Below are 12,530 nucleotides of genomic sequence, written 5' to 3' on the forward strand. Positions count from 1 at the left end.
GATAGTCTATATTTTTATTAATTGAAATCATATCAGTGTGTGATTCTCTGACGATTTCTATAGTTATTATTCTACTACAAAATGGAATACCATGTATTGTGCACTTTCAGTATCTCTTTGCCCAAACCAAATATCTGTTACCTCAGAATCTACCACAGTCGTTTTAATAATTTTCCATTCGTTGTCTGCTGTGGTTGTGGCAACTACCCAAGTACCAATGCTGAAACTTGGAGTTACATCAGCAAAAGTGATCACATTTGTACTTTCATTTACTGTATAAGTACCAGTGGTTGAAACACCTTCATTATCAGTTACTGTAACACTACCATTTGCAGAGAACTGGATTTGAGCAGAAGAAATACCATCTACGTCTGCTTCAGTATATCCTGCCCATTCTGGATAATCACTAATGTTTTCCCAACCATTTAAGATTTCACCTTCTATTGAAGCCCAATCGAATGGTGATGTGGTACTAAGCTTCCATGTTTTAGTATTGGTTACTCCAATTGCATCTGAAGCAGTACCATCTCCTAAATCTACTTCTATTTCTGGATCACCAGTTTCTTCTGGTGACCAACTATCTGCATAATCTTTAGAGATATAATTATAGATTAACAATGCAGCACCTTCACCAGATAATGCAGGATCACGCAAAGCAGCAAGTTGCATGGTATTTTCAGTTAAGCTGATGATTTTTAAATCTCCCCAGTTAATTACATTACCATCGTTACCAGAATCGTGCAATGGCTCTGCATCTGTCATACTCAGTGTTTTTGCATCTGCATCCAAGAAATAAGTACCTGTTTCATTAGTACCCAACATCGGATTGTTTACAGTAGCAGTTGCGTTTCCGGCCAAGCTAAATGTCATGCTTCCGTAATCGCCAGCATCCATTAACCATGAATTACCAGGGTAGTCTGGCTCCCAGCTCCAGCAATCAACTTCATCTTCGCAAGCATTACCATATCCATAGCTAGTACCTGCATAGTAAAGCGGGCCAGCAAAATATTTACTTACTGCATCTGCATCGAGATCAAGATACCAAGTTTTTTCGCTACCTACGCCACCAGTTAGTAAATCCCACATTGGGTCGTCTACATAACTTAAGTTAGTAGTAGTAACTTCTATAGTAAATGTATCTGCTTGCACAAATCCACCATCACTTTGTACACCGTAAACAAATTTGTATATTCCCGGAAATGCCAACTTTACAGAATCTACCACTTTAGTTGATCTACCCATTGGAGTAACCCAAAGAGGCGTTAAACCTTGATTCTGGCTTTCCAGAATAATAGTGTTCGGGTCTGAGCTGTCTGGAGTAATTGAGTATTGTAGGTCACTCTTAGAAATTAAGCTACCTAACTCATATTCCTCAGGCGTACAAGCATTTAAGAATACCACTGCCAATATCAGCAGTGCCCACAATTTATTTATGTTATTTTTCATTTTTCTATATTTTTAGAGTTAAGTGGAGATTATTCCCATCCTGCATTTTGTTCCAAAACACCATCAGATTGGGTAATCTGGTTTTGAGGAATCATCTGGAAACCTCTGGTTTTAGTTACATCACTTGCCTCTATCGATTTAGATTCTGATACTCCACCGTTCATTACAGTTAAGTTATCATCAATTGCTGCTGCTGCAACATCCACACCTTGACGTAATAAATCCCAATATCTCAAGCCTTCAAAAGCAAACTCAAGTCTACGCTCAGCCATAATGTTAGCTTGCGTTAAAGCTTTTGTACCTAAACCAGCACGCTGACGAATCATATCATAATATGTTTGTCCGTTTGCGCTGCCTAACTCTGCTGCCATTAACAATACATCTGCATATCTGATTACTACAAAATCTTGGAACTGACCAATTTGGAAATCGGTAGCACCATTTGCAACTGCTACATCTGTTCCATCTGGGTTTGCCAGTGGCGTGTATTTTTTGTTTGTATAACCAGTGTACTCGCGTTGGTCAGAATTATCAAATTCAAGTCCTTCTTCTGCAATTGCAATGATAGACGATTCTTTACGCGTGTCGTTTGCAGTATAAGCTGCATACAATTCTGGATTTACAGTACATGCTCCCCAGCCTCTTCCGTAAGGGCTAAAAGCTTGTGCACGTAATCCAAGCATTACTAACCAGTGGTTACCATCTGTGTTACCATCGTAATCTGAAGTAATGTTGTATTTGATAGCAAATATGGTTTCTGCATTGTCTTTACCTGCGTAAGTAGTTTCAAGAGTTTCACCATCTTCACTAATTTCAGAAGATGCTGCTGGCCATAAGTCTGGGTATTCACTAATTAATGAATAATATCCACTAGCAATTACTTCTTCTAATCCTGCTAATACTTCTGCTTTAGAAACTAATCCTACTAAATCATCTGAACTGTAATAACCTGTATAGAATAAAAATACTCTAGCTAAAAGTGATTTAGCCGCCCATCTGTTCACTCTACCAGCTTCTACAGTTTCTGGTGCATTTTCAGCAACATATAATAGGTCTTCTGTAATTACAGAGTAAATTTCATCTGGTTCAGACTGAGGGATGTTACCATCTTGTGGCTCAGTTAATAAAGGAACTCTCTCAAAAAGACGAACCATATCAAAGTAAACATAAGCTCTTAAAAATCTAGCTTGTGCTTCAATATTAGCTCTGTAATCTTCGTCTCCTTCCCAGTCGATATCGTCCATTTTAGAAAGAAGCATATTGCAACGGAAAATCGCTTTATACGAATTGATCCAGTTATTATCGAATATGTTTACTTCGCCAGAAGAACGATTTAAGTCGAACTCATCTATTACCTGATAGCCATAACTATCGTTGTTTCCTGTACCTCCGTAGCAGTTATCTGATAATACTTCAGATGCAACAGGGAACGCTACTCCACTTGCGTAAAGCTGCTGAATACCATCGTAGCAACCAATAATTGCTTCTTCGGCATCATCTATAGTTTGGTAATAGTTTCCATCTGTAAGCCCAATAGTTGGCTCACTGTCGAGGAAGCTGTCTGAACAATTTGTCAGCGAAAATGCTCCCAGAATTGTTAATAAGTATATTTTTATATTTTTCATTGCTTCAAATTTTAAAAGTTAACATTTACACCCATTAGGTAAGTCCTAGCACGAGGATAGAATCCAAGGTCAACACCAGAAGATCCATTTTCCAAACCATAACCCACTTCTGGATCCATACCATCGTATTTGGTGAAAGTGAAAGCGTTTTTCACTGAAGCATACAGACGGAGTCTGCTGATAAATTCTTTTTGAATCAAGTTGCTGAAGTCATATCCTAATGTGATGTTGTTAATTCTGAAGAAATCACCGTCTTTCACGAAGATATCAGAGAACTGGTAGTTTACATTTGTCTCTGTTACTCTTGGTATTGTGTTAGAAGTTCCCTCTCCATGCCATCTGTTCAAGATTTCTTTAGTATAGTTAGAGTAACCGTTTGCGTGGTTTCTGTAAGACTGTACTATTTGATTACCAGCTACACCATAAGTTTGTACTGAGAAATCGAAGTTTTTATAGTTAAAACCAAAGTTTACACTGAAAGTATAATCTGGGTTTGGATCACCTACATTCACTTTATCAGAATCGTTAATTACACCATCACCATTTTGATCTACATATCTTAAATCACCAGGCTTAGCATTTGGCTGAATTACAGTACCTTCTCCATTGGTATAAGTGTTTACTTCGTCTTCGTTTTGGAAGATACCAGCAGTTTCCCATCCCCAGAAGTAACCGATTGGATAACCAGATCTAGCTTTGTGGTAGAATACACCTGCGTTGTCGTACAACATGTTTTGTAAACCAGGAACAATTTCTCCTTCAGTTGGTACATCTGTTACCTCATTGCTGTTTTTAGTTACGTTTACCGCCACATTGTAAGAAAAATCGCCTTTATCTTCTTGCCAGATAAGTCCTAATTCAACCCCTTGGTTAATTACATTACCACCGTTAAAATATGGAGGCTCAGTACCTGTAGTAGCATATGAAGGAGCTACTAGTAACCAGTCTTTTGTAGATTTTCTATACCAGTCGATGGTTGCGTTTAATTTACCATCTAAGAATCTTGCGTCTAAACCAATATCTGTTTGCTCTGAAGTTTCCCATTTGATGTCTTCATTAGCCAAACGACTTAAGTAAGAACCGATAGCATTACCAGATGCATTGAAATCTTCTGAACCAAAGTAGTAGTTGGCATCTACACTAATTGGTGCAAGGTATTGCCATGCTTCAATTTTTTGGCTACCTACTTGACCCCAGCTAGCTCTTAATTTAAGGTAAGAGATCCAGTCTGGCATTCCATCAAACATCTCCTCATTAGAAATTACCCAACCTGCTGATAATGAAGGAAAGTAACCCCATCTGTTGTTCTTAGCAAATTTAGATGAACCATCTGCTCTGAAAGTTGCATTTAACAAGTACTTCTCATCGAAGTTATAGTTGATTCTTCCGAAGTAAGAAAGTCTCATTTCTTCATCTATAGGCGCACCATCAAATGAAATTCTTGTAAAATCTTGGTTTGTAGTATTTCCTATATAAGCATGATCTAAATCTGAAGTAATTAAATCTGCATTTGTTACACTTAAATAACTTCCTTTATACTCGTATGATGTCATACCCGCCATTGCACTAAAGTTGTGCTTATCTCCTAATGTAATATCATACTGTGCAAAGTTATCCCACGTCCAAGACATATTATCTGACATATACTGACTTGCCTGATCGTACAATCTAAATGCGTAGATAGACAATTCGTATTCTGGAGAGTAAGAGCGAGTTTTGTTTGTAGAATAGTCGATACCGAAACGAGTAGTGAATTTCAGGTTTTTAATAGGATTAACTTCCAAGTAAACATTACCCAATAATTTTTGAGTTTTGTTTTCTCCTTGGTTGTTGTAAACCATAGAAGCATATGGGTTGCTTTCTCCTGTAAACCATGGATCCCAAGTTTGACCATCATTATATAAAACACCACTTACGTTGTTAAGGAAGTTACCTTCATCGTCGTACATTGGTAATAGTGGGCTAGTGTTAAAGGCACCTCTAAAAGAGTTGTTGTACTGGTTACCCACACTAATTCCGTTTCTGTCTATATAAGAGAAAGTTAAGTGTTGCCCTACTTTAATAATATCTTTGTAAAGTTTATGATCTGAGTTAATTCTGAACGATGTTCTGTTATACTCAGAAAGGTCTGGACCACCAACAATACCTTCTTCACCTGTGTATGATAAAGACATAGAATAAGTTGATTTTGCGCTACCACCATTCATACCCAACACATAGTTTTGAGTAACAGGGCTATCGTAAATCATCTCATTAATCCAGTCTGTACCTTCTCCTAAAGCACCAATTTCATCTTGAGTAAAGTAAGGAGCTTTGCCAGAGTTAATCGCTGCTTCATTCATAATTACAGCGTACTCCGTTGCATTAAGCATTGAGATTTGTCTTGCGGGCTCCATTATACCATAATATGCGTCGAAAGAAATGTTTGTCTTTCCTTCAGAACCAGTTTTGGTAGTGATAAGAACCACACCGTTTGCTGCTTGTGAACCGTAGATTGCAGCAGATGCCGCATCTTTTAACACGTCTATGCTTTGTATATCTGCACTGTTCAGATAAGAAATATCACCGGTTTGTACACCATCTACTATATATAGAGGGCCAGAATCACCGATTGTACCAACACCACGAATGTTTATCTTCATGCTCTCACCCGGCTGACCAGAAGTGTTTGTAATTGTAACACCGGCTGTCTGCCCTTGTAAACCATCAAGCACACCTGTTGTAGCTCTGTTGGCAATGTCGTCACCTTTTACCTGAACTGCTGCACCTGTTACCAGTTTCTTTTTCTGCTCACCGTATCCAACAACTACAATCTCTTCCAACTGCTCAATATCTTCGTCTAGCGCAATTTCGAAGTTTGTTTGCGATCCAACTTGTATTTCTTTAGGAATATATCCTATATAAGAAACAACTAATACATCGCTTTCGCTGGCTTGAATACTGAACTCACCTTCAAAGTTTGTAGTGGATCCTGTGTTAGTGCCTTTTATTAATACCGTGGCTCCTGGTAAAGGCATTTGATCTGAATTAGAGGACACAACTCCTGTAATTGTTTGTGGAGTTTGACCGTAAGTGGCTGTTCCTATTAGTAACAATAAGAAAAGACTTGCTGGAAATAACGAAATCCACTTTGAGTAGTGTTTGTCCGGATTCCGCCTTCTCATTTTCATGCTTTCATTTTCATTATGCATTTTTTGTAGATTTTTGAAGAACAATAATTAATGTGTTCTCCAAAGTTATCTCTACTATAAAATATGCTAATGAAGATTTGTTAATGAAACATGTCAAAATGATAACACTACTTGTTGGAATGTTTATAATTAGTGTATCATTTGATAATAACAGGTGATATAATTTGAAATACAAGTACCTAATTGCAATATTTTTTGCAATCAAAAAGGTTAAAAATTGCTAAAATCGTAACTTATAGGAACATTTCCTGAAATTTCATATAAAAGTAACATTGCGCCTGTTTTCCATCATTTTAGTTTACATAAAGCCCCCCATTCATCGCTAAAAATTCCGCTTTCAGGTTGTTGTTTTCACTTCAAAATAGACTTAAAAAGATAAAGTTGCTGCTAAATTCTAATTTCCGTTTACGCAATGTTGGCAACCTTGAAATTAATCCATTAAAAAAGTTTTAATTTTTTCTAATATTCTTGATGACCTTTTAAAAACACTTGCGATACAGAGGTAAACCATTGAAAAAATTTATCATGAAACTTTCAATAATTGTATCGCTTATGTCACTTATATATTTCTCAGCAATTGGGCAAACTACCCAACAAGTAAATGCACAATACGGTAATTATGGAGCTTACAATTCTCAAAATTATTCGAATGGAAATAACAACTTGGTAACCCTTACCAGAAATTCACCAAAAACAGGCCAACCAATGGAATACTGGCAAGTGCCAACAGATTGGAAAATGACACCTCAAGGTTTTGAAGCGCCAGGTGTAACAATTAGAAATTATCCAATGAGAATATTTACAGAGATGCAAAGAAATTTAACTTCTGTAGATCAAGCGATACAAGAAGATATTTATCCTTATCTACAACAACAGGGCGCAAAAGTGGTAAATGTTTTCGATGCACCAGAAATTACCAATTGCGATAGAAAAATTAAATCGATGTACTGGCAATGGGGACAAACCCAAGACCAAATGGCTACCAGAGTAATTGAAATTAAAGAAGCCAATGGCAACCCGGGCTTAATTGTGATACATTATATTGCTTCATACTCGGGTTATGGTAGTACTTTCTTCTATTATTTAAATGGTATGGAAGCGACTCCTGCTGCATATGAAAAAGCCAAGAAGGATTATTTGTATGCGCTGGCTACCATGCAAGTAAATCAACAGTATGTAGCTCAATCTAATCAGCAAAACCAAAACCAGAGTCAGGCTAGCTGGAATGCACATAATGCCAGAATGAGCCAAAACCAAAAGAATTTTGAAGCGCATAACCAGTATATGCAACAAACCAATAATGAGATAAACCAAATAATAAATGATGGATACAACACTAGAAATCAGATATCTGATAATATGCATCAAAACACCATTAATACAATAAGAGAAGAACAAACGATGTACGACCCTTACAGCGGGACAAATATAAATGTACAGTCTGGTTACAAATACTACTACATCAACAGTTTTGGACAGTATTTTGGTACAAACGATGAGTTTTACAAGCCTAACGCAGACCCTAACATAAACAATGTAGAGTGGAAGCCACTTAAACAAAATTGAGATCGGAGAATCCAATCAATACCGTTCCTGGGTGGAACATTGCTTAGTGTAATACTCTCCCGCTATTTGTGGGAGAGACATTTTGGATATTTGATACTGTAAAACTATATTAGGGTATAACAAATCTACCCACATAAGTTTTACGCTGTGACCGATCAGGAAATATTTGATGGTATCGCACAAAAAGACAACAATACCTTTTTATTTCTATATCAGCAACACAAAGATATGATCATTAACATGGTTAAAAAAAATAATGGAACCAGTGATGATGCGCTTGATATATTTCAAGAAGGAGTAATTGTTCTTTGGGCAAACATAAGAGAGGGCAAATTTAAAATAAGGGAAAACGCCCGAATTGGCTCATATCTTTATGCCTTGTGCAAAAACATTTGGATTAGTAAATTAAGAAAGAATAAGCATACGGAACCTTTTGATAACAACCTGCAAATGGATTTGAGCGATGATGTAGAAGAAATGGAAGAAGCTTATGTACAAATAAATAAACTGGAAAAACTTTTGGGTAATCTAGGCGAAAACTGCCAAAAACTACTTAACTTGTTTTACTACCAAAAGGCTTCATTGAAAGAGATTGCAGAACAAATGGGGATTACAGAAAAAACGGCAAAAAATAACAAATACCGTTGTATGCAAAACCTTAGAACCATTTATAACAAAGAAAATCCGGAAGTATGAAGACAGAACTAATTGCGCTAATAGAAGCCTTTCTGGATGGAGAAATAAACTTTGAAACACTTGAACAAAAAGCACAAGAGTTGGAAGTGGAAAAAACTTCCTTGCAAGAAAATATTGAATGGGTAAAAAATGCCCGCTTAGCCATTGAAGCCGATGGTTTAAGAAAACAACTTAAAAGTACACTAGCAACATTAGAACTAGAGCGAGAGCAAACTGCCGCAAAAACAAAAGTAGTAAACATGACTGTAAGCAAATGGAAATGGACAAGCGCTGCCGCTGCGATTATCGTGTTTTTGCTCGCTTATTGGGGAATGAATCTAGAAACTGAGCCAGAACTATATGCAAAGTATGAATATCTTGATCCGGGTTTACCGGTTTTAATGAGCCAGTCAGACGATCATCTTTTATACGATGCGCTCACTTATTACAGCGAAGGCAATTACGAAGTAGCAGAAGAAAAGCTACTAAACATCCAAGGTAAATATGCAGAAAACGATACACTAAATTATTACTTAGGTGCTAGTCAGCTCTACTTAGGCAAAACTGTAAATGCTAATCACTCATTGGGGAAAGTGCTAGCGAAGACCGACTCTAAATATAAAGACAGTGCAGAGTGGCTTTCAGTGTTGGCTGAGTTAAAAGATGAAAACACAGCAGAAGCAGTAGAGAAGTTAAAAGTAATTCTAGCAAACGAAAACCATAAGTTTATTGAAGAGGCACGCTCTTTACAGAGTGACTTAAACAAGCAGAAATGAAACTGAGCATAAGTACACTTAAACGTTTACTGGCTAAATACACAAGTAGTATATTATTGGTATTGCTTGCTACAACCGCCTATGCTCAAACAGGTGATACAAATATTGATAAGGCAAAAAAACATTATCAACACGACGAGACTGATTCTGCTAACTTTTACTACCAAAAAGCTTTTCAGAATGATGATTCAGGCATAAAACTACAAGCGATTTCTGGTATGATTAAAGTTGCTATTCTGCGTGCAAAAATGGATGAAGCTGATTCTTTGGTGCAAATTGGAGATCACATCATCCTACAAAATCCGAATACTGAATTAGAAGCGGTTCTGAATTTTAAAACTGCCAAAGGAGAATTTTATCGGAAAAACTCAGAGTTCGAAAAATCCCTTGCTTTGCAGTTAGAAGTGGTAAAGCAGTGCCAAGCACTATATTCAGACAATAAGAAATCTCCTTATTCAAATGCTTATGCAGATGCACTGCTGTATACGGCACTTTCTTTTGAGCGCTTGGGCAAATACGATTCGAGTGTTTATTATGTAGATAAAGCTTACAATGCATTTAAAGAAATAATTGATACTACTTCGGTTAAGTTTGCTGAGATATATAATAGCATGGGGGTTTGTTATTACAGAGCAAACAGATATGCAGAAGCAAAAACTTTTTACACCAAATCTGGAGAGATTGCCAAAGAGCAACTTGGCCCCTTCTCTAGCGATTTGGCAATTTGCTATCATAATTTAGCCAATATTTCCCGCGCAGAAGAAAACTATGAACAAGGCATAGACTATAGTAACAAAGCACTCAACATTTACAAAAAGCTAGATGATGAAGCCGGAGCCTCAGGTTGCTACTATTCATTAGGAGTTTACCATTATTTTCTGGGCGATTATGGTAGAACTAAAGATTACATGGAGCTTTGCATCGCCATTAGAGAGCGCATTTATGATAAAAACCACTATTCTCTTATTGGGCCTTATGAGGTGTTAGGAATCGCCTACGAAGAATCTGGCAACTACGAAAAAACCCTGTACAACCTTAAAAAAGTAAGAAGTAACATCTACAAAAACTTTGGAGAAGATGGCATTGAAGCTGGTTACAATTACGAAAACACAGCCATTTGTTATAAGGTAATTGGTGAGCTAGATTCTGCCCAACATCACATAAAATTGGCAAATACCATTTTGAGCAAGCGACTACCAGCAATTAACTATGCGCTAGCTACTAATCATTTTAATTATGCAAGCATTGCCTACCTCACTGGCGATCTACAAACTGCCCGAACTAAACTTGAACAGTGTATGCATATTTATCAGCAATTGGGGTTCACTAGCTCTACAGAATATGCGCAATGCTATGGAAATTTAGGGCTAATAGATGCAGAAGAAAAGAATTGGGACGAAGGTGAAAAGATGTTTGAGCTAGCACTCGATATTATCAGTCTAGATAAAGAGTCAGCAAAAACTAGCGATAGTTTTAAAATGGTGCCCAATGCGCTGTGGGTGATTAATGAATACATGAACTTTCTCTACAGAAAATATGAGGATTTAAAAGAGGCAAAAATTCTGAACGAGTTTAACCACTATGCAGAGATTTATCTGGATATGTCTGATAAGTTTAGAAAGCAGTTTAATGATGCTTACACCAAAAGTGTTTTGATAAAAGACAATGCTGAAGTTTACGACAGAAATATTGGCATCTATAATAAACTCTATGCACAAACAGGTGAGCAAGCATACTTGAAAGCAGCTTACAATTTTTCTGAATACGGAAGAACCTCCCTCTTAAGAGACATACAAGACAGTAAGATAAATACTTATGCTGGTGTACCCGATTCTGTTTTGCAAAAAGAAGCGACACTACAGCAACAAATCAATATTTTGAATCAAGAGCTGTTGAATAAGCCTGATGATGTGCAGACGAAAAAAGATTTATTGGCTAGCAAAGAAGCATTAAACAAGTACATCGAAGAACTGAAATACAATTACCCAAAGTACCACGAGCTCAAGTTTAATTCAAGCATCCATTCTATAGAAGAGATTCAATCTTTTATTACAAAAGAGGAAAACTTGATTGAGTTTATGCAAGATGATACCGCTTACTACGCGCTCATCATCAAAGCAGATTTTACAGATTTAAAACATTTGGGAAACAGAAATCAAATAAACCAACTTGTTAGCGAATGGAAAAATGCTTTGGTAACTCGCAACGATGCAGCAGTATTGGAAAAAGGCTATGTACTCTATCAAAAACTTTGGCAACCATTCGAAACAGAGCTTACTGGCAAGCATATTACTTTAATACCTACTGGCCCGCTGTTTTACCTCAACTTCGAAACGTTTAGCAGCAATCTTTCTACAAACACATACCTTATATATAAGTATAATATTTCCTATGCGCTTTCATTCAATGTGCTTTTTTCTGAGCATCAAACTACAACACAAAATACTTTGCTCACAGTTACTCCCGGCTTCGAAGAAGAAATAAAGCGCCAATACCAAAATCAACTTGATACGATTGAAAATCCTGATAGGGAGTTTTTGCAAACAGTAAGGCAACCTTGGTCTTTAAAACTGGCAAATAGTTTAAAAGACGAATATGTAAATGAGGCATTTATAGGCAGTGAGGCCACTGAGGCAAATATTAAATCGAACATTCAACATGGAAATATCCTTTACTTTGGTACACATGCCATTGCAGATGCTGATGATCCGCTTCGCTCTAAACTAGTGCTAGCCAAAGAAATTGGCAACCAAAAAGAAGATGGTTATTTGCATGCCTACGAGCTATTTGGATTGCCACTACAAGCGGAGTTGGCTATTTTAAATGCTTGCGAAAGTGGTTTGGGAAATTTGCAAAAAGGTGAAGGAATGATCTCACTCGCTTACAGTATACACTATGCGGGCTGCCCTAGCACGATGATGTCGCTTTGGAAAGTAGATGAGAAAACTAATACGCAGATTACAAGCATGATGCTCACTTATTTATCCAGAGGATTATCTAAGAGTGAAGCCCTGAGACATGCTAAACTTGACTATTTAAAATCTGCGGGAACAGAGCTTAAAAATCCATTTTACTGGGGTGGCATGGTGCTAATGGGAAACGATGGCAAAGTACAGCTAGAAAGCAAAAAACCTTGGTGGACTTCGCTCATCATAATCGGTTTTATCATCCTCATTGTTCTTTATTATTTCATTTTAAAGAAGAAAAACAAAGCACTCACTATAGCAAATCGACAAAATATGAGCTATTAA

7 protein-coding genes are annotated in these 12,530 nt (G+C 37.0%); 4 read left to right on the plus strand and 3 right to left on the minus strand.

Annotation, left to right across the window (positions count from 1 at the left end; translation table 11 throughout):
* Positions 1–66 precede the first annotated feature (66 nt).
* Genes OQ292_RS35535 through OQ292_RS35545 form a run of 3 tightly spaced genes read right to left on the minus strand, consistent with a single transcriptional unit; the run spans position 67 to position 6,262 of the window.
* Complete coding sequence (locus OQ292_RS35535) at positions 67–1,446, minus strand: hypothetical protein (protein ID WP_284688905.1); 1,380 nt, start codon at positions 1,444–1,446, stop codon at positions 67–69.
* A 29-nt stretch (positions 1,447–1,475) separates the two neighbouring features.
* A complete protein-coding gene (locus tag OQ292_RS35540) occupies positions 1,476–3,071 on the minus strand; it encodes a RagB/SusD family nutrient uptake outer membrane protein (RefSeq protein WP_284688906.1) in 1,596 nt (531 codons plus the stop codon).
* 11 nt (positions 3,072–3,082) lie between these two features.
* Positions 3,083–6,262 carry a SusC/RagA family TonB-linked outer membrane protein gene (locus OQ292_RS35545; RefSeq protein WP_284688907.1) on the minus strand — a complete coding sequence of 1,060 codons (3,180 nt, stop codon included), beginning with the start codon at positions 6,260–6,262 and terminating at the stop codon, positions 3,083–3,085.
* A 525-nt stretch (positions 6,263–6,787) separates the two neighbouring features.
* On the opposite strand from OQ292_RS35545, the gene OQ292_RS35550 reads away from it, so the two are divergent.
* The 4 genes from OQ292_RS35550 (at position 6,788) to OQ292_RS35565 (ending at position 12,530) form a co-directional block, all read left to right on the plus strand.
* The gene (locus tag OQ292_RS35550) at positions 6,788–7,828 is read left to right on the plus strand and encodes a hypothetical protein (protein WP_284688908.1); all 1,041 of its coding nucleotides are present in this window, start codon (positions 6,788–6,790) and stop codon (positions 7,826–7,828) included.
* Positions 7,829–7,975: 147 nt separating this feature from the next.
* Complete coding sequence (locus tag OQ292_RS35555; protein WP_284688909.1) at positions 7,976–8,524, plus strand: RNA polymerase sigma factor; 549 nt, start codon at positions 7,976–7,978, stop codon at positions 8,522–8,524.
* The gene (locus tag OQ292_RS35560) at positions 8,521–9,279 is read left to right on the plus strand and encodes a hypothetical protein (RefSeq protein ID WP_284688910.1); all 759 of its coding nucleotides are present in this window, start codon (positions 8,521–8,523) and stop codon (positions 9,277–9,279) included. Before OQ292_RS35555 ends, OQ292_RS35560 begins: the two co-directional genes overlap by 4 nt.
* Positions 9,276–12,530 (plus strand): CHAT domain-containing protein, encoded by a 3,255-nt coding sequence (locus OQ292_RS35565; protein ID WP_284688911.1) that lies wholly within the window; start codon positions 9,276–9,278, stop codon positions 12,528–12,530. The genes OQ292_RS35560 and OQ292_RS35565 overlap by 4 nt, the downstream gene beginning before the upstream one ends.

It is taken from the genome of Chondrinema litorale (assembly GCF_026250525.1).
Taxonomy (GTDB): domain Bacteria; phylum Bacteroidota; class Bacteroidia; order Cytophagales; family Flammeovirgaceae; genus Chondrinema; species Chondrinema litorale.